Here is an 18493-nt window from a genome sequence, read left to right as displayed (position 1 = left end):
AAACCTACCCGACCTCCGTGCTTCCCGCCTCCTCGGGGTCCTCGAAGAACAGGAGCAGGGCGGCCAGCGTCTCGTCGGGGGCTTCCTCGCAGACGAAGTGGCCGCCATCGACCGGGTGTCCGTCGACGTTGTCGGCCCAGTCTTCCCAGATCGCCAGCGGGCTCTCGCCGGCGGCGGGAATGCCGTGCGAGCCCCAGATCACGTAGGTCGGCGCGGCGATCTTGCGGCCGGCCTCGGCGTCGTCCCGGTCGGCGTCCCAGTCGGAGGTGGCGCCGGCGCGGTAGTCCTCGCAGGTGGCGTGCATCCGCGGCACCTCGGAATAGAACGCCCGGTAGTGGGCGAGCGCCCGCTCGTCGAAGGCCGACAGGTTGCCCGATTTCGTCCAGCTCGCCAGCGTGTAGTCCTGGTACTGGACCGGCGCGCGGGCGATCAGCAGCTCCGGCATCGGCTCCGGCTGGGCCAGGAACAGCCAGTGATAGGTCTTCATGGCGCGCTTGACGTCGAAGCGGTCCCACATCGCCTTGGTCGGGATGACGTCGAGGACGGCGAGCTTCTCCACCGCCTCGGGGAAGTCGAAGGCGAGGCGGTAGGCGACGCGGGCGCCCCGGTCGTGGCCGGCGATGCGGAAGCGCGGATAGCCCAGCCGGTTCATCACCGCGACGATGTCCTTCGCCATGGCGCGCTTGGAATAGGCGTGCTGGTCGGCGCCGGGGCCGGCGAGCCCGCTCTGGCCGTAGCCGCGCAGGTCCGGCAGCACCACCGTGTAGCGGGTGGCCAGCGACGCCGCGATCCGGTGCCACATGGCGTGGGTCTGGGGAAAGCCGTGCAGGCAGACCAGCGGCGGCCCCTCGCCGCCGATGCGGCAGAAGATCTGCGTCCCGTCGCCCTCGATGGTCTCCGAGCGAAATCCGGGGAACAGGTCGGGCAGAGCGGCCATGGGGAACCTCGGGCGTTTCGCGGGGCGGGCAGGCGAACGTCGGAGCATGAAGGCCGCTCGGCCCCCACGCAAGGCGCCGGTGCAAGGCCGGCCCCCGCCGTGGCATTTCTGCCGCGGGCGCCCCGGTAACAGCGCTCGCCGGTGGCGCGTCTCTGATGATCGCGGCGGGCTGAGCCATGCAGGCCCGGCTTCAGGCGAAATCGGCCTCTTCGTACAACGGCCGGATCTCCAGCTCGCTCGGACCGGGCATCGGGTTCGGGCAGCGCTTGGCCCATTCCACCGCCTCGGCCAGGTCCTTCACCTGCCAGATCCAGAAGCCGGCGACGAGCTCGCGCGTCTGCGCGAACGGCCCGTCGATCACCGCGCGGCCCGGCCCGTCGAAGGCGATCCGCTTGCCCTGGGAGGACGGCTTCAGGCCGTCGCCCGTCACCAGCATGCCGGCGTTCGCCAGCGCTTCGTTGAACTTGCCCATGGCCTCGAGAAGCCCCGGCTCCGGCATCCTGCCTTCCTCGGACGCTTCCGTCGCCTTCACCAACACCATCACGCGCATCGCATCCTCTCCCTTCGGGGCCGGTGGCCGGATGCTACGCCGGATCGGGTGCGGCGCCTACGTCCTCCCGATGGCCCTCGCGCCGATGTCGCGGCGGCAGAAGCCGCCGGGCCAGTCGATCGCATCGACCGCTGCGTAGGCCCGGTCGCGGGCTTCCTCGATGGTGGCGGCCTTGGCGGTGACGGCGAGCACGCGCCCGCCCGTCGCCACCAACCGGGCCCCGTCGCGCGCCGTACCGGCGTGGAAGACCACCGTGTCCGGCCCGTCGAGCCCGTCGAGCCCGCCGATCCCGGAGCCGTTCTGCACCGGCCCCGGATAGCCGTTCGCCGCCATCACCACGGTGAGCGCCGGCTCCTGCGACCACGTCACCGTCTGGCCTTCGAGCCGGCCCTCGGCGGCGGCCAGCAGCAGCGCCGCCAGGTCGCTTTCCAGGCGCATCATCAGCACCTGGCACTCCGGATCGCCGAAGCGGACGTTGTATTCGATCAGCTCCGGGCCCTTGTCGGTGATCATCAGCCCGGCATAGAGCACGCCCTTCACCGGCGTGCCGCGCGCCGCCATGGCGGCGACCGTCGGCTCGACGATCTCGCGCAGGGTGCGGGCGATCAGCGCCTCCGTCATCACCGGCGCCGGCGAATAGGCGCCCATGCCGCCGGTGTTGGGGCCTTGGTCGCCGTCGAAGGCGCGCTTGTGGTCCTGGGCGGTGGCGAGCGCCAGCACGGTCTTGCCGTCGGTGAGCGCGAAGAAGCTCGCCTCCTCGCCGACCAGCTTCTCCTCCAGCACCACCTCGGCGCCGGCCGCGCCGAAGCTGCCGGAAAAGCACGCCTCGATGGCGGCGGCGGCCTCGTCCATGGTCTCGGCGACGACGACGCCCTTGCCGGCGGCGAGCCCGTCGGCCTTGACGACGATCGGCGCGCCCATCGCCTCGAGCGCCGCCAGCGCATCGGCGCGGCTCGCCGCGCGCCGGTAGGCGGCGGTGGGGATGTGCGCCTCGGTGCACAGTTCCTTGGTGAACGCCTTGGAGCCCTCCAGCGCGCTCGCCGCCTTCGACGGGCCGAAGGCGCGGATGCCGGCGGCCTCCAGCGCGTCGACGAGGCCGGCCACCAGCGGCGCCTCCGGTCCGACCACCACCAGGCCGATGGCGTTGTCCCGGCAGAAGGCGATCACCGCGGCGTGGTCGTCGGCGGCAAGCGGGGTGGTCTCGGCGATCCGGGCGATGCCGGCATTGCCGGGCGCGACGATCAGCCGGTCGGTGAGGGGAGACTTCAGGAGCGCCCAGGCGAGCGCGTGCTCGCGGCCGCCGCCACCGATCAGGAGGATGTTCATGGCTCGCGCGTTCGCCTTCTCGTCACGTCCGGGATGTGTCCGCGCCGCCTTTAGCATCGCCTCCCGGCCCGGTCGAGCCGCTTGACCCGGGGCCGGGCGTGGGCGATGTCCGCTAGCGTCCACCCCGCCAACCGCCGGAGCCCGCCATGATCGAAAGCGCCTCCCTTCCCGACACCGTCCGGGGCCACTGGGTCGAGCGCTGGTCGCCGGCGTGGTTCCTGCCCTATGCGCGGATGGCGCGGCTGGAGCGGCCGGTCGGCTGGCAGCTGCTCCTGTGGCCGTGCTGGTGGTCGCTGGCGCTGGCGAGCGACGCGGCGGGGCGCGCCTGGCCCAGCCCCTGGTACTGGCTGCTGTTCCTGATCGGCGCGGTGGCCATGCGCGGCGCCGGCTGCGTCTTCAACGACATCGTCGACCGCGACCTCGACGCCCGGGTCTTCCGCACCCGCGGCCGGCCGATCCCGTCCGGCCAGGTGACGCCGCGCCAGGCCGCCGTGTTCATGCTGATCCTCTGCCTGATCGGGCTGGCGGTGCTGCTGCAGTTCAACCTCACCACCATCGTCACCGGCATCGCCTCGCTGGGGGTGGTGGCGATCTACCCGTTCATGAAGCGCATCACCCACTGGCCGCAGTTCGTGCTCGGCCTCGCCTTCTCGTGGGGCGCGTTCCTGGGCTGGACGGCGGTGTTCGGCCAGCTCGGCTGGCCGGCGCTCGGCATCTACGTCGGCGCGATCCTGTGGACGATCTTCTACGACACCATCTACGCCCACCAGGACACCGAGGACGACGTGCTGGTCGGCATCAAGTCGACGGCGCTCTTGTTCGGGGAGCGCACCAAGCCGATCCTGTCGGCGTTCGGCGTGGGCACGGTGCTGGTGCTGGCGGCGACCTGCGCGCTCGCCGGCGTCGGGCCGCTCGCCTATCTGGGGCTCGCCGGCTTTGCCGCCCATCTCGCCTGGCAGGTGACGGTGCTCGACACGGCGAGCTCGCCGGTCTGCCTGCGCCTGTTCCGCTCCAACTGGCACGCCGGCTGGTTCTTCTTCGCCGGCCTCGTCGCCGATGCGCTGGTCCGCAACGGCGGGTTATTTTAGTTTTTTGTTTCGCTCACGCCAGTGAGCTGGCGCTCACGGCTCCGCGGGGGCGGCCTCCGGCCGGCGCGCGGTCGCGCGCTGGTTGGTGCCATGCGGTGACGTTTCAGAGGTGGCGGGTGTAAGCGAAACTGGGGGGCGCTGAACGAACAGTCTCGGTCCGGAAGGATTGCGACATCAGCGCGCGACCGCGCGCCGGCCGGTCAGGCCGCCCACCCGGAGCCGGTGAGCGGAGCGAACTCGGCGCGAGGGGAAAAGTTACCCTAGTTCCTCGCGATGATCTCGCGCTCTTCGCTGTAGACCCGCGGCGCCCCCGGCGTGCCGGCGGTGCGGCGGCGGGCGAAGCGCGAGCGGCGGCCGACCAGCGCCGAGCCCTTGCGGCGCGGCGACGGCTTTTCGGCAAACACCGCGCCGATGCGGTCGAGCCGCGCCGACACGCCGCCGGTGTGGTCGAGCACCAGCAGCGGCCGGTCCAGCGCAGCACCCCAGGCGCGCCAGGCGGCGCCGATCTCGGAGGTGCAGGTGCCGGTCGCCAGCGGCACCGACAGGCTCGGGTCCGGGTGGCACAGCGTCAGCTGGAACACCGGTCCGGTCGCCGCGTCGCGCACCGCGCTGACGGCGACGCCGTGATAGGCGGCCATCGGCACCACCGCCGTGTCCGTGCCCTCCGGCCCGACGCGGCGGATCAGCGCGCGGTCCTGGTCGAGGTGGACGTGCAGCGTCGCGTCGTCGACGTCGACGGTGAACTTCGCCGGGACCTTGCAGGCTCCGGCGTGGTGGTCGACCGCTGCATCGAGGACGCCCGCCTGCGTCTCATGAAGGGCCTGGATCATAACGCATCTCCTGTTGGTGCGGCCGGCGTCTTGGGCGTGCCGGTCCGCGTCCGATGAAGGGGACTATAGCGCCGCCGCTTTTCGGCCCCATTAAACGCCGCGTTGCAATGCCGGGGATCGCGGGAACCTTTCCTAAACCAAGTCGGCCGGGCGGCGGCCCTCGGTCGGCGCGGCTTGCACCCGGGCCGGACGGTCCGTACATGACGGGCAGTCGACCTTCCGGCGGCCGCCCGGTGTTGCCGGCCCGCCGCCCCTCACGACACGCTTTGACCGACAGGATCCCCATGACCGATGCGACCGATCTTTCCGCGCTGACCGAGGTTGCCGACCGCCTGGTCGCCGCGGCGCGTGCCGCCGGCGCCGACGAGGCCGACGCGGTCGTCGTGCACGGCACGGCGCTGTCGGTCTCCGTGCGCGAGGGCAAGGTCGAGGAGACCGAGCGCGCCGAATCCGCCGACCTCGGCCTGCGCGTCTTCGTCGGCCGCCGTTCGGCGGTGATCTCCGCCAACCTGACCGAGGACCCGAAGGCGCTGGCCGAACGCGGCGTGGCGATGGCGCGGGTGGCGCCGGAGGATCCGTTCGCCGGCCTCGCCGATCCGGCCCGCCTCGGCCGCTCCGACGCCGACCTCGACCTGGAGGACAGCGATCTCCCGGATGCCGCCGAACTCACCGCCTCCGCCCACCGCCTGGAAAACGCCATGACCGACGTCGCCGGCGTCACCCGCTCCGGCGGCGCCTCGGCGTCCATGTCCACCGGCGGCATCGTGCTGGTCACCTCGGGGGGCTTTTCCGACGGCTACCGCGCCACCCGCCACGGCCGCTCGGCCTCGGCGATCGCCGGCGACGGCTCGCGGATGGAGCGCGACTACTGGGGCGAGGGGCGCGTCCATCGCGCCGACATGCCCGACGACGCGTCGATCGGCACCCGCGCCGGCGAGCGCGCCGTGCGCCGGCTGGAGCCGGAAAAGCTCACCACCCGCAAGGCCGCGGTGGTGTTCGAGCCGCGTGTCGCCACCAGCCTGGTCGGCCATCTCCTCAGCGCCGTCAACGGCGCCTCGATCGCCCGCAAGACCAGCTTCCTGCGCAGCCGGATGGACCAGAAGATCTTCGCCGACGGCATCCGCATTTCCGACAACCCGTTCCGCCGCCGCGGCATCGCCTCGCGTCCGTTCGACGGCGAGGGCGTCCCCGGCGCGGCGTTCGACATCGTCGAGGAGGGCGTGCTGCGGCGCTGGCTGCTCGATTCCGCCACCGCCCGCGAGCTCGGCGTGGAGACCAACGGCCGGGCCCGGCGCGGCGTCGGCTCGCCCGGCCCTGGCGCCACCAACGTCACGCTCCACGCCGGCACGCGCACCCCGGACGAGCTGATGCGCGACATCGGCGAGGGTCTGCTGGTCACCGAGCTGATCGGCCACGGCGTCAACCTCGTCACCGGCGACTATTCGCGCGGCGCCGCCGGCTTCTGGATTGAAAACGGCAAGATCGCCTACCCGGTCAGCGAGATCACCATCGCCGGCAAGCTCGACGACATGTTCGCGCGCATGATGGTGGCGAACGACCTGGAGGAAACCCGCACCGTGAACGCGCCGACCGTCGCCATCGAGGACATGACGATTGCCGGACGCTGACGCCGTCTCCCCGATCGCCCATCTCGATGCCGACGTGGCGCTGCTGGAAGAGGCAGCGCGTGCCGCCGGCCGGATCGCGCTCGGATTCTTCGAGACCGACCTGAAGCGCTGGACCAAGGGCGACGAGTCGCCGGTCACCGAGGCCGACATCGCCGTCGACACCTATCTGCGCGAGACCCTGGGCGCGGCCCGGCCCGCCTATGGCTGGCTTTCGGAAGAGACCGCCGACACCGCCGACCGCTTCGACCGGCGCACCCTGTTCGTCGTCGACCCCATCGACGGCACCCGCGCCTTCATCCGCGGCGCCGACGAGTGGACCATCAGCCTGGCGGTCGTCACCGAGGGGCGGCCCGTCGCCGCCGCCGTGTTCTGTCCGCGCCGGGCCGAGATGTTCGTGGCGGCGAAGGCGCGCGGCGCCTGGCTCGGCGCGGAGCGCATGTCGGCCGGCCGCCGTCCGGGCCTGTCGGGGGCGCGCATCGCCGGTCCGCGCAAGCTGATGGCGCACGAGGCGGCGGCCGATGCGGGCCTCGTTTCGGTGCCGTTCGTGCCCTCGCTCGCCTACCGTCTGGCCCTCGTCGCGGCGGGCCGGCTGGACGGTGCGGCATCGACCCGCGGTCCCTGCGATTGGGATCTTGCGGGCGCCGACCTTTTGGTGCACGAAGCCGGTGGCCGCCTCTCGCAGCTGTCCGGAGCGCCCCTGCGCTACAATCAGGAGCACCCGGTCCATCCTCCGATTGCAGCGTCGGGTGAGCCGCTTCACGGAGCGTTGCTGGCGTTGCTGGAAGTGACGTTGGCGGATCGGTCTACGGCGCAGGTGTGACCGCGGTCGGCCGCCGGGGAAGAGCGGGCGCGGATCCGGCGTCCGGATCCCGCTCCAGGCGAACGGAATCGATCGCGCTTCCGGCGCGGGCCGGTTCCATCCGAACTCATCGTGATCCAATGCGCGCAAGGATGATCAGATGAACGAAGCCACCAAGCCGAAGCAGCTTCTCCATCTCGTCTTCGGCGGCGAGCTCACCCACGTCGACGGTCTGGAGTTCCGCGACCTCAGCGATCTCGACATCGTCGGCATCTATCCCGATTACAAGTCGGCCTACGACGCCTGGCGCGGCAAGGCGCAGGGCTCGGTCGACAACGCGCTGATGCGCTATTTCATCGTGCACATGCACCGGCTGCTCGATCCCCATGCGGGAGACGACCCGGAGCACTGACGGCGTAGGACGGCACGGCCGCGGGCGTTTCGGACCGGAGGACGTCCCGGCCGGTGCCTCCGTGCCCGTTCCGATCGCGTCGATCTGAACGGTTTGTGCGTTGGAGCCTTTTCCGATCGGCTGGAACCGCCCGGTCGGTCAGAAATGGGCCCGGATTCAATGCCTTGAGCAGGTCCTTTTCGGTCGGATGGCTTCGATCTGGACGGGAAATGCTTTAGGACCCTCGCAGGCGGCGCGCGCTCCCGGCATCCACCGGTCGGTCCGGAATGCCTGAACCAGAATGGCCCAAGCGGTTCCGTCCGGTCGATCGATCGCCACGGATCCGGGTCGGGCGCCAGAACAGGCAGGTCTCTCGAGACGATGTGGAAACGCTTGATGCGCTCCGAGAGGGCCCGGCGCGCGCTCGGTCTCACGATGGCCAACTACCTGAGCTTCGTTCACCGGACGAACCGGCTGACCCTCGAGCCCGAGACCATGGCCGAGGACGCCACCCCGCATCTGCCGGCGATCGTCGCCATGTGGCACGGCCAGCACTTCATGCTGCCGTTCGCGCGCCCGAAGACCTGGACCGACTGCCGGGTGATGATCTCGCGCTCGGCCGACGGCGACGTCAACGCGATCGCCGCCGCCCATCTGGGGCTGGGGCTGATCCGCGCGTCCGGCGGCCGCAACGCCGCCCAGATCAAGAAGCGCCACGGCGTGCGCGGCTTCCTGCAGGCGATGACCGCGCTGGAGGAGGGGGCCGTGGTGGCGCTGACCGCCGACGTGCCGAAGGGGCCGGCGCGGGTCGCCGGCGACGGCATCGTCCAGCTGGCCAGCCGGTCCGGGCGGCCGGTGATCCCGGTGGCCTTCGCCACCAGCCGGCGCATCAACCTCAATTCCTGGGACAAGGCCACGGTGAACCTGCCCTTCGGCCGCTCCGCCGTCGTCTGCGGGGCGCCGGTCTATGTCGAGCGGACGCTCTCCGACGAGGCGTTCGCGGCGGCGCGGGCGCAGATCGAAGCGGGTCTCAACGGGGTCACCGAGCGTGCCTATGCCATCGTGGACCGGCATGCGGGCTGACGCGCTCCTCTACACCCTCTGGCGCGGCATCTCGCGCGCCGCGCGGCCCTTCCTGCAGGTGCTGCTGGCGGTGCGCGTGCGCCGCGGCAAGGAGGATCCGCAGCGGCTGGCGGAGCGGCGCGGCCGGCCGTCGCTGCCGCGCCCCGCGGGCGACCTCGTCTGGATCCACTGCGCCAGCGTCGGCGAGACCAACGCCGTGCTGCCGCTCATCGAGCGCCTCGTCGCCCGCGATCTCAACGTGCTGCTGACCACCACCACCGTGACCGCCTCGCGGGTCGCGGCCGACCGGCTGCAGAAGGGCGCCATCCACCAGTTCGCCGCCCTCGACGTGGTCACCTATCTCCACCGCTTCCTGCGCCACTGGCGGCCGACGCTGGCGCTGTTCGTGGAATCCGAGCTCTGGCCGATCGCCCTCGACGAGCTTTCCCGCGCCGGCATTCCGAGGATCGTCGTCAACGGCCGCATGTCGAAGCGCTCGGCGCGCGGCTGGTCGCGCTTTCCGCTCGTCCACCGGGCGATCTTCGGGCGCATCACCGAGGTGTTCGCCCAGTCGCCGGCCGATGCGGACCGCTTCCGGGCGCTCGGCGTCGGCAAGGTCCGCGACGTCGGCAACATGAAGTATGACGGCGCCGTCCTCGCCGCCGATCCGGCGGCGCTGGAGGGCCTGCGCGCCGCCCTCGGCGAGCGTCCCCGCTGGCTCGCTGCCTCCACCCATCCGGGCGAGGAGGATCTCGTCGCCGCCGCCCACGCCCGCCTCGCCGAGCGGTGGCCGGGCCTCGTCACCCTGCTGGTGCCGCGCCATCCCAACCGCGGGCCGGAGCTGCGCGACGGTCTCGCTGCGGCCGGGCACACCGTGGCGCTGCGCTCGGCCGGCGACCCGCTGCCCGAGGCCGGCGGCATCTACATCGCCGACACCATCGGCGAGCTCGGCCTGTTCTTCCGCGCCGCCGCCGTCGTGCTGATGGGCGGCTCGCTGGTGGAGAAGGGCGGCCAGAACCCGATCGAGCCGGGCCGCCTCGGCTGCGCCGTGCTGGTCGGCCCCCACACCGACAATTTCGCGGCCGTCTACCAGACGCTGCTCGCCGCCGGCGGCGCGATCTCGGTCGACGGCGTCGACCAGCTGGTGGCCGCCGCCGACCGGCTGCTCGCCGATCCGGAGGAGGCCGGCAGCCTCGCCGAGGCCGGCGCCCAGGTGGCGCTCGCCCAGGGCGGCGCGGTCGACCGCACCATGGCGGCCCTCGACGACTACCTCCCCGGCTCCGGCCCCGGCGCAGCGCCCGGCGCGGCCATCCCCGCCCGCCCTGCCGCCGGCCGGCCGGGAGCGGTCCGGTGAGGCGCTCCGCCCCCCGCTTCTGGTGGGAGGGGGGCGCCGCCGGCGTGGTCCTCGCGCCGCTCGGCGCGCTGGTCGGGCTGGTCGCCGGGCGCCGGCTGCGCCAGGCCCCGGGCGGCCGGCTGGCGATCCCGGTCATCTGCATCGGCAATCCCACCGTCGGCGGCTCCGGCAAGACGCCGACCGCCATCGCCGTCGCCGGCCTGCTGCGCGAGATGGGCCACGCGCCGGCCTTCCTGCTGCGCGGCTACGGCGGCCGGCTGGCCGGCCCGGTGCTGGTCGATCTCGATGCCCACACGGCCGCCGACGTCGGCGACGAGGCGCTGCTGCTCGCCCGCCACGCGCCCACCGTCGTCTCCCGCGACCGTCTCGCCGGCGGCCGGCTGCTGGAGCGCTCCGGCGCCGGCGCGGTCGTCATGGACGACGGCTTCCAGAACCCCGGCCTCCACAAGGACGTCTCGGCGCTGGTGATCGACGCCGCCGTCGGCGTCGGCAACGGCCGTGTCACCCCCGCCGGTCCGCTGCGCGCGGCGCTGGCGCCGCAGCTGGCGCGGGCGGATGCGGTGATCCTGGTGGGCACCGGTGTGCGTGGCGACGCGGTCGCCGCCGCGGCGCGCGCCGCCCGTCTGCCGGTGTTGCCGGCGCGCCTCGCGCCGCTGGCGGCGGAGGCGTTCGCCGGGCTGCGGGTGCTGCTGTTCGCCGGCATCGGCCGGCCGGAAAAGGTCGCCGATACGCTGGCGGAGGCCGGCGCCGAAGTGGTGCGGCTGGAGGCGTTCCCCGACCATCACCCGTTCACCGAGGCGGACGCCGACCGGCTGCTCGCGCTCGCCGCGCGCGAAGGTCTGGCGCTGGTGACGACGGAGAAGGACCTCGCCCGGCTGGCCGGCGCCGAGGGCGCGCGCGGCCGGCTCGCGGCGGCGGCCCGGGCGATCGCCGTGGAGCTCCGCTTCGCCGATCCCGACGCGGTCCGCGCCGTCCTGCAGAAGGCCGTATCAGACTAGGTGCGGAACGGGGGAAAGGGGTGCGAGGTCAGGTCTCCCCCAGCGCGCGACTGCGCGCCGGCCGGAGGTCGCGTTCGCGCAGCGCGAGCAACGCGAGCCGGCGTGAGCGGCAAAAAAATTCTAGCTTCCGGCCTTCAGCGCCTGGTGGCGGCTCAGCGCCGCGGCGCCGTCGACATAGGCTTCCTGCTGGTCGACGTTCCAGTAGCGCAGCTCGTCGAGCGGGATCGCCTTGCCGGTCACCGCGCAGCGCACGTAGCTGCCCGGCGCGATCACCTGGAAGTCGCCGTCGAGATAGCGCACGCGCGCCTCGCCGTCGGGCTTGCCGGGAGTGTGGCGGTTCATGGCTGGTGTCTCGCCTCGGGGTCTGCGCATGTCCCGTCCGCCCGGACCGAACCGTCCGGGAAGTCCAGGCATGCCTGAAACTGTACGTCCCGCGCCGCGTCCTGTCGATCAGTCGGTGGCGAACAGGCTGCCGAGATCGGCGAAGGCCTTGAATTCCAGCGCGTTGCCAGACGGATCGCGCAGGAACATCGTCGACTGCTCGCCCGGCTGGCCCTTGAAGCGGGTGCGCGGCTCGATCACCCAGTCGATGCCGTCGGCGGCCTTCAGGCGGTCGCGCAGCTTGTCCCAGGCCTCGGGCGTCAGCACCACGCCGAAGTGCGGCACCGGCACGTGGTCGCCGTCGACCGGATTGACGTGCGGCGTCGCGTCCATGCCCGGGTCGAGATGGGCGACGATCTGGTGGCCGAACAGGTCGAAGTCGATCCAGGTGGTGTCCTCGCGCCCCGTGCCGCAGCCGAGCGGCCCGGTGTAGAAGGCGCGCGCGGCCTCCAGGTCGTGCACCGGAAAGGCGATGTGGAAGGGCGTCAGTTCGGCCATCGGAGGCTCCGCGGGTGGGGCCGGTCCCGGACGCGGGACCCGCTCAGTCTCTGCGCTTTAGGCCTGGGTGCCGCCCACCGTCAAGCCGTCGATGCGGATCGTCGGCTGGCCGACGCCCACCGGCACGCCCTGGCCCTGCTTGCCGCAGGTGCCGATGCCCGGGTCGAGCTTCATGTCGGAGCCGACCATGCGGATGCGGGTCAGCGCGTCGGCGCCGTTGCCGATCAGCATGGCGCCCTTCACCGGCTCGCCGATCTTGCCGTCGCGCAGCCGGTAGGCCTCGGTGCAGGAGAACACGAACTTGCCGGAGGTGATGTCGACCTGGCCGCCGCCGAACGACACCATGTAGAGGCCGTCCTTCACCGAGCCCAGGATCTCCGCCGGATCGTGGTCGCCGCCGCGCATGTAGGTGTTGGTCATCCGCGGCATCGGCACGTGCGCGTAGGATTCCCGCCGCCCGTTGCCGGTCGGCACCATGCCCATCAGCCGGGCGTTCTGGCGGTCCTGCATGTAGCCGACCAGCCGGCCGTTCTCGATCAGCACGGTCTCGTGGGTCGGCGTGCCCTCGTCGTCGACGGTCAGCGAGCCGCGGCGGCCGGGCAGGGTGCCGTCGTCGACCACCGTGACGCCGTCCGAGGCGACCTTCTCGCCCATCAGGCCGGCAAACGCCGAGCTCTTGCGGCGGTTGAAGTCGCCCTCCAGCCCGTGGCCGACGGCCTCGTGCAGAAGGATGCCCGGCCAGCCGGCGCCGAGCACGATGTCGAAGGTGCCGGCGGGGGCCGGCGCGGCGTCGAGGTTGACCAGCGCCTGGCGCAGCGCCTCGTCGATGGCGAAGCCCCACTGGGCCTCGCTGATGTAGCGCTCGAAGCCCTCGCGGCCGCCGAGCCCGTACGAGCCGCTCTCCTGGCGGTCGCCGTCGCCGACCACCACCGAGACGTTGAGGCGCACCAGCGGGCGGATGTCGCGCACCCGGTGGCCGTCGCCGCGGAGGATCTCCACCACCTGCCACGACCCGGCCAGCGACACCGTCACCTGGCGCACCCGCGGATCGCGGTCGCGGGCGGCGGCGTCGATGCGCTCGAGCAGCTTCACCTTGTCCTCGAAGGACGGCGCGCCGAGCGGGTTGGTGGCCTCGTAGAGGCGCCGGTTGGTGCCGGCCGGCGGCGCGGCGTAGTCGGCGCCGTGATAGCCGTTCTTCACCTGGCGCACCGCATCGGCGGCGCGGCCGAGCGCCGCCTCCGACACTTCGCCGGAATGGGCATAGCCGACTGCCTCGCCGGCCACTGCGCGCAGGCCGAAGCCGTGGGCGGTGTCGAAGGTCGCCGACTTCAGCCGGCCGTTGTCGAAGACGAGGCCCTCCGACTGGCGGTACTCCAGGAACAGCTCGCCGTCGTCGGCGCCGGAAACGGTGTCGCCGACCAGCGCGGTCACCTTCTCGGGCGTGAGTCCGGCGGCGGCGATGAGGTCCGGGGCGTCTTCGGTCATCAGGTCCTCCAGGAAACCAGGGCTCCGGGCCGGCGCGGCGGGCGGACCCGGGCACGCGGCGGCGGAGCGGAACCGGCCGGGCCGGTCCCTGTTGCCCCTCATGTGGCGCGCCCGGGCGCGGCTGCCAAGCCCGGCGGCGGCGCTTCGGGTCCGGGCGGGCCGCGCCGGCGGCCGTCGGCGGGCGGTGAGGGCGGGCGCGGACCGGTCGGGGCCCGTGCGGGATGGCCGGCGGATCCCGACGGCATCGCGTCGGGTCGGCCGGATGTCAGCAAACGCGATCGGCTGTCACGTCCTGGCGCGGGAGGCGGGCGGAAAGCCGATTTCCACCCATCCTTTGCGCCGACCTGCCGCAGCCCTCGTCCCGTGCTACGGAAGCGCGTTGAAGCCTTCGGAGAAGCCGGTCAGCGAGATCGGGATGCCGATGCCTTCTTCCGGCGTCTGGAAGATGATGAAGGTGGCCGTCGAGCCGGCCTCGAACTTGCCGAGCAGTGTGTCGTCCAGCATCACCTCGGCGACGCAGCCGTTCGGCAGGCAGCGCACGAAGCCGGCGCGGCCGACGTCCTCGTCGTCGATGGTCAGGCCGAGCCCCGACGGCAGCAGCACGCCCAGCGGCGCCAGCACGCGCAGGATGCGGCCGTCCTTGTCGGCGGTGTGCAGCACGATCACGGTGAGGCCGACGTTCTCGCGGTCCTCCGCCGTCACGTTCTGGATGAGAGCGCACTGCTCCCCCTGCGCGCCAGGCGGGGTGTCGCACCGGATCTGCCAGTCGCCGTGGCTGGACTTCACCTGTCCCTGGGCGCTGGCGGGCGCGGCGGTCAGGGCCGAAAAGCACAGGCAGAGTGCCGCTGCGACCCAGGCGATTCGCGGCGCGTGGAAGGGGAACGTGTCAGATTTCATGCTTGGTCTCATTCCGTCGGCTTGAGGACTGACGATCTTGTTAGCGCATTGGTCCGCTTTTGCCGACCGCAGGTTCGCCAAGCGCATGGCTGGCGGTGCCGTGAGAGCCCGTCCGTGGTTCGTACGGGCGGAACCCTGCCCGATCCCGCGTCGATCGAAAAGCCTGCTCTTGCTTTGGGACGCGATGAAGGCACGTTGATGGCAGGCGGAACGGCCCCGGGAGAGGCCCGGGGCGACGCGCGGCAACGGCTTTTTTTGGGCGTGGCGTTTCGTCTCGGGGCGTGCGAGAGAGTTCCGGGTGTATAAGTTGGAGCTGTTTTAAGGCCCGTATCCAGAATGCGACCGGCTGGTGCTTTTCATCCGGCGGCGGCTGAGACATAACGGGGGCGCGGTCGCGCCCGGCCGCTGCGCAGCGAGCGCGGACCGGGGCGATGGGCCGGTGGTGGCAGGTGCGGCGGAATGTCGGCGCTGCCGGCTCCGGGTTGCGAGGCGACCGAACCCCTGGATACCGTTCGGCGGGCCCGAGGCCCGCGACGGCGACGGAAGCGAGATTCGAATGCGAGACGAGGTGTCGACCGCGATGAAGTGTGGGGCAACAGTGAGGAGTTGGGCCGCTCGGGCCGGGATCGCGGCTGTGGTCGCGGCCGCTCCGCTGGGCGGGGCCATGGCCGCCCAGCCGCAGCCTTGGGAGATGCAGTTCCAGCCGGCGGCGACCGACGTCATGGCGAGCATCACCTGGTTCGGCAACTACACCCTCGTCCTGATGGTGCTGGTCGTCGCCCTCGTCCTCGGCCTGCTGATCTATTGCGGCCTGCGCTTCTCCGAGACCCGCAATCCGGTCCCGTCGAAGACCTCCCACAACACCATGATCGAGGTGCTGTGGACCGTGCTGCCGGTGCTGGTGCTGGTGGCGATCGCGGTGCCGTCGTTCCGCCTCCTGTTCTACGAGACCACCATCCCGGAGGCCGACCTCACCGTGAAGGCGACCGGCTACCAGTGGTATTGGGGCTACACCTATCCGGACGAGCAGTACGAGGGGATCGACTTCTCCTCCTACATCCTCCAGGGCAGCGATCTTGAGGACTACCGCAAGCAGCACAACCTGACCGCCGCCGAGGCGCCGCGCCTGCTGTCCGTCGACGTCGACATGGTCGTGCCGGTCAACAAGGTCGTCCGGCTGCAGGTCACCTCCGCCGACGTGCTGCACTCGTTCGCGATGCCGTCCTTCGGCGTCAAGATGGACGCCGTTCCCGGCCGCCTCAACGAGACCTGGTTCAAGGCCGAGCGGACCGGCACCTACTTCGGCCAGTGCTCGGAGCTCTGCGGCCAGAGCCACGCCTTCATGCCCATCGCCATCCGGGTGGTCGAGCAGGATCAGTTCGACGCGTGGGCGGCGGCGGCCAAGGAAGACATCCAGAAGGCCAACGACATGGTTCTCGCCTGGCAGGCGGACGACCGGCGCAAGCTCGCTGACGCGGCGGGCGGCCAGCAGGTCGCCGCGACCGCGGCCGCTGGCGCAACCGCCGAGTAAGGGATCGACCGACGCTCGGCCGCGCTCGTCGCTGGCCGGACGGGATCGACAAGGAGATTGGTACGATGACCACCACTGTCGCTGACGCCGCTCATGCCCATCCGACCGGATGGCGGCGCTGGGTCTACTCGACGAACCACAAAGACATCGGCACGATGTACCTGATCTTCGCGATGACCGCGGGGGTTATCGGCGGTGCTCTGTCCATCGCCATGCGCGCCGAGCTGCAGTCGCCGGGGATGCAGATCTTCGGCAGCGCCGAGATGTACAACGTCTTCACCACCTCGCACGGCCTGATCATGATCTTCTTCATGGTGATGCCGGCGCTGATCGGTGGCTTCGGCAACTGGTTCGTGCCGATCATGATCGGAGCGCCCGACATGGCGTTCCCGCGCATGAACAACATTTCCTTCTGGCTGCTGCCGGCGTCGTTCTCGCTGCTGCTGATCTCGCTGTTCGTGCCGGGCGCGCCCGGTTCCAACGGCTTCGGCGGCGGCTGGACGGCCTATCCGCCGCTGTCGTCGTCGCTGGGCAATCCCGGACCGGCGATGGACTTCGGCATCCTGTCGCTGCATCTGGCCGGCGCATCCTCGATCCTCGGTGCCATCAACTTCATCACCACGATCCTGAACATGCGCGCCCCGGGCATGACGCTGCACAAGATGCCGCTGTTCGCCTGGTCGGTGCTGGTCACCGCCTTCCTGCTGCTGCTGTCGCTGCCGGTGCTCGCCGGCGCGATCACCATGCTCTTGACCGACCGCAACTTCGCCACCTCGTTCTTCGACCCGTCGGGCGGCGGTGATCCGATCCTGTTCCAGCACCTGTTCTGGTTCTTCGGCCACCCCGAGGTGTACATCCTGATCCTGCCGGCCTTCGGCATCATCAGCCACGTCGTCTCGACCTTCTCCCGCAAGCCGGTGTTCGGCTACATCGGCATGGCCTACGCCATGGTCGCCATCGGCGTGATCGGCTTCGTCGTGTGGGCCCACCACATGTACACCGTCGGCCTGTCGGCCGACACGCAGGCCTACTTCGTGTTCGCCACCATGGTGATCGCGGTGCCGACGGGCGTGAAGGTGTTCTCGTGGATCGCCACCATGTGGGGCGGCTCGATCTCCTTCCGCACGCCGATGCTGTGGGCGATGGGCTTCATCTTCCTGTTCACCCTCGGCGGCGTCACCGGCGTGCAGCTGGCCAATGCCGGCCTCGACCGGGCCATGCACGACACCTACTTCGTGGTGGCGCATTTCCACTACGTGCTGTCGATGGGCGCCGTCTTCGGCATCTTCGCGGGCTGGTACTACTGGTTCCCGAAGATGACCGGCTACATGTACAACGAGGTGATCGGCAAGACGCACTTCTGGCTCACCTTCATCGGCGTGAACCTGATCTTCTTCCCGCAGCACTTCCTCGGCGTCTCCGGCATGCCGCGCCGCTATGCCGACTATCCGGATGCGTTCGCGGGCTGGAACTTCGTCTCCTCGATGGGCTCCTACCTGTCGGGCATCGCGCTGCTGGTCTTCTTCTTCGGCATCATCGAGGCGTTCTCGCGCAAGCGCGTCGCCGGTGACAATCCGTGGGGTGCCGGTGCGACGACGCTGGAATGGACCCTGCCGTCGCCGCCGCCGTTCCATCAGTTCGAGACGCTGCCGCGGATCAAGTAGTCCGCGTCGCCGGTGTCCTTCCGGTCCGGAGGCGGAGCGCCGCCCCCGGATCGACCCGCATCCGAACCGATCTCCCGGCACCGGGCCGCCGGTGTCGGGCAACGCGCAATTTAAAGGGACGAAACACCCTCGTCATGGTGACAGTCGCCTCCACGCCGTCCATGGACGGCGCCTCGCCCCTCCTCGGGGCGGACGCCTCCGTCGAAGACTATTTCGCGCTGCTCAAGCCGCGGGTGATGTCGCTCGTCGTGTTCACCGCCCTGGTCGGCATGGCGATCGCGCCGGCCGGCGGGCTGCACCCGGTGCTGGCGGCGATCTCGCTGCTGGCCATCGCGGTCGGCTCGGGCGCCTCGGGCGCCCTCAACATGTGGTGGGACGCCGACATCGACGCGGTGATGGAGCGGACCCGCAACCGGCCCGTCGCCGCCGGGCGCATCGCGCCGCACGCGGCGCTTGCCTTCGGCATCGCGCTGTCGGTGGGCTCCGTCCTGGTGCTCGGGCTCGCCGCCAACTGGGTGGCGGCCGGGCTGCTCGCCTTCACCATCTGGTTCTATGCCTATTTCTACACCATCGTGCTGAAGCGCCGCACCGTGCAGAACATCGTCATCGGCGGCGCCGCCGGGGCGTTTCCCCCGGTGATCGGCTGGGCCGCCATGACCGGCGACGTGGCCGTTGCGCCGCTGGTGCTGTTCGCCATCATCTTCCTGTGGACCCCGCCGCACTTCTGGGCGCTGGCGATCCTCAAGAACGACGACTACAGCCGCGCCGGCGTGCCGATGATGCCGGTCGTCGCCGGCGCCGCCGCGACGCGCCGCCAGATGCTGCTCTACGTGCTGGTGCTGCTGCCGGTGGGCGTGCTGCCCTATTTCCTCGGCTTCGCCGGCTACGTGTACCTCGGCGTCTCCACGGTGTTCGGCGCGCTGTTCCTGCTGTCGTCGGTCAACGTGCTGCGCCATCAGGAGGGCCCGCGCGCCGACCGCGCCTGCGGCCAGATGTTCGCGTTCTCGATCCTCTATCTGTTCGTCCTTTTCGCCACGATCCTGGCGGAGCGGCTCCTCGGTCTGGCCTGAGCGG

The 18493-nt window shown here is 71.2% G+C and carries 18 protein-coding genes; 10 read left to right on the top strand and 8 right to left on the bottom strand.

What is annotated here, in order from left to right; all coding sequences use genetic code 11:
* Positions 1-4: 4 nt before the first annotated feature.
* The 3 genes from ACSSVZ_RS05970 to purD all read right to left on the bottom strand — a co-directional run bounded on the left by ACSSVZ_RS05970 (position 5) and on the right by purD (position 2813).
* A complete protein-coding gene (locus tag ACSSVZ_RS05970; RefSeq protein ID WP_453968877.1) occupies positions 5-937 on the bottom strand; it encodes an alpha/beta fold hydrolase in 933 nt (310 codons plus the stop codon).
* Between the two features lie 190 nt (positions 938-1127).
* The gene (locus tag ACSSVZ_RS05965) at positions 1128-1487 is read right to left on the bottom strand and encodes a YciI family protein (RefSeq protein WP_453968876.1); all 360 of its coding nucleotides are present in this window, start codon (positions 1485-1487) and stop codon (positions 1128-1130) included.
* A 57-nt stretch (positions 1488-1544) separates the two neighbouring features.
* Positions 1545-2813 carry a phosphoribosylamine--glycine ligase gene (purD, locus tag ACSSVZ_RS05960; protein ID WP_453968875.1) on the bottom strand — a complete coding sequence of 423 codons (1269 nt, stop codon included), beginning with the start codon at positions 2811-2813 and terminating at the stop codon, positions 1545-1547.
* Positions 2814-2959: 146 nt separating this feature from the next.
* On the opposite strand from purD, the gene ubiA reads away from it, so the two are divergent.
* Complete coding sequence (ubiA, locus tag ACSSVZ_RS05955; RefSeq protein ID WP_453968874.1) at positions 2960-3901, top strand: 4-hydroxybenzoate octaprenyltransferase; 942 nt, start codon at positions 2960-2962, stop codon at positions 3899-3901.
* Positions 3902-4161: 260 nt separating this feature from the next.
* Here the strand turns inward: ubiA and ACSSVZ_RS05950 are convergent, their stop codons facing one another.
* The gene (locus ACSSVZ_RS05950) at positions 4162-4731 is read right to left on the bottom strand and encodes a DUF6101 family protein (RefSeq protein ID WP_453968873.1); all 570 of its coding nucleotides are present in this window, start codon (positions 4729-4731) and stop codon (positions 4162-4164) included.
* A gap of 284 nt (positions 4732-5015) precedes the next feature.
* Between ACSSVZ_RS05950 and ACSSVZ_RS05945 the strand changes: the two genes are divergently transcribed.
* The 6 genes from ACSSVZ_RS05945 (at position 5016) to lpxK (ending at position 10963) form a co-directional block, all read left to right on the top strand.
* Positions 5016-6359, top strand: a complete 1344-nt coding sequence (locus ACSSVZ_RS05945) for a TldD/PmbA family protein (protein WP_453968872.1) — start codon at positions 5016-5018, stop codon at positions 6357-6359.
* The gene (locus ACSSVZ_RS05940) at positions 6346-7179 is read left to right on the top strand and encodes a 3'(2'),5'-bisphosphate nucleotidase CysQ (protein WP_453968871.1); all 834 of its coding nucleotides are present in this window, start codon (positions 6346-6348) and stop codon (positions 7177-7179) included. The genes ACSSVZ_RS05945 and ACSSVZ_RS05940 overlap by 14 nt, the downstream gene beginning before the upstream one ends.
* Positions 7180-7318: 139 nt before the next feature.
* A complete protein-coding gene (locus ACSSVZ_RS05935) occupies positions 7319-7570 on the top strand; it encodes a DUF4170 domain-containing protein (protein WP_453968870.1) in 252 nt (83 codons plus the stop codon).
* Positions 7571-7945: 375 nt separating this feature from the next.
* The gene (locus ACSSVZ_RS05930) at positions 7946-8632 is read left to right on the top strand and encodes a lysophospholipid acyltransferase family protein (protein WP_453968869.1); all 687 of its coding nucleotides are present in this window, start codon (positions 7946-7948) and stop codon (positions 8630-8632) included.
* Complete coding sequence (locus ACSSVZ_RS05925) at positions 8604-9965, top strand: 3-deoxy-D-manno-octulosonic acid transferase (RefSeq protein WP_453968868.1); 1362 nt, start codon at positions 8604-8606, stop codon at positions 9963-9965. Before ACSSVZ_RS05930 ends, ACSSVZ_RS05925 begins: the two co-directional genes overlap by 29 nt.
* A complete protein-coding gene (gene lpxK, locus ACSSVZ_RS05920; RefSeq protein WP_453968867.1) occupies positions 9962-10963 on the top strand; it encodes a tetraacyldisaccharide 4'-kinase in 1002 nt (333 codons plus the stop codon). The genes ACSSVZ_RS05925 and lpxK overlap by 4 nt, the downstream gene beginning before the upstream one ends.
* Positions 10964-11083: 120 nt before the next feature.
* On the opposite strand, the gene ACSSVZ_RS05915 is transcribed toward lpxK, so the two are convergent.
* From ACSSVZ_RS05915 to ACSSVZ_RS05900, 4 genes are all read right to left on the bottom strand, one after another.
* A complete protein-coding gene (locus tag ACSSVZ_RS05915; protein ID WP_453968866.1) occupies positions 11084-11305 on the bottom strand; it encodes a DUF2093 domain-containing protein in 222 nt (73 codons plus the stop codon).
* A 108-nt stretch (positions 11306-11413) separates the two neighbouring features.
* Positions 11414-11842 (bottom strand): VOC family protein, encoded by a 429-nt coding sequence (locus ACSSVZ_RS05910; protein WP_453968865.1) that lies wholly within the window; start codon positions 11840-11842, stop codon positions 11414-11416.
* Positions 11843-11899: 57 nt separating this feature from the next.
* Positions 11900-13327: a metalloprotease TldD gene (gene tldD, locus ACSSVZ_RS05905; protein ID WP_453968864.1), complete on the bottom strand. Its 1428-nt coding sequence runs from the start codon at positions 13325-13327 to the stop codon at positions 11900-11902.
* A gap of 366 nt (positions 13328-13693) precedes the next feature.
* A complete protein-coding gene (locus ACSSVZ_RS05900) occupies positions 13694-14224 on the bottom strand; it encodes an invasion associated locus B family protein (RefSeq protein WP_453968863.1) in 531 nt (176 codons plus the stop codon).
* A gap of 580 nt (positions 14225-14804) precedes the next feature.
* Here ACSSVZ_RS05900 and coxB point away from each other — a divergent pair.
* The 3 genes from coxB to ACSSVZ_RS05885 all read left to right on the top strand — a co-directional run bounded on the left by coxB (position 14805) and on the right by ACSSVZ_RS05885 (position 18489).
* Positions 14805-15755: a cytochrome c oxidase subunit II gene (gene coxB, locus ACSSVZ_RS05895; protein ID WP_453968862.1), complete on the top strand. Its 951-nt coding sequence runs from the start codon at positions 14805-14807 to the stop codon at positions 15753-15755.
* 65 nt (positions 15756-15820) lie between these two features.
* Entirely contained in the window at positions 15821-17419 is a 1599-nt protein-coding gene (ctaD, locus tag ACSSVZ_RS05890) for a cytochrome c oxidase subunit I (protein ID WP_453968861.1), read from the top strand.
* Between the two features lie 134 nt (positions 17420-17553).
* Positions 17554-18489, top strand: a complete 936-nt coding sequence (locus ACSSVZ_RS05885) for a heme o synthase (RefSeq protein WP_453968860.1) — start codon at positions 17554-17556, stop codon at positions 18487-18489.
* Positions 18490-18493: the final 4 nt, after the last annotated feature.

Source organism: Amorphus sp. MBR-141 (assembly GCF_053628695.1).
The sequence above is the reverse complement of the archived record's forward strand: the minus strand, read 5'-3'. Positions and strand labels throughout refer to the sequence as shown.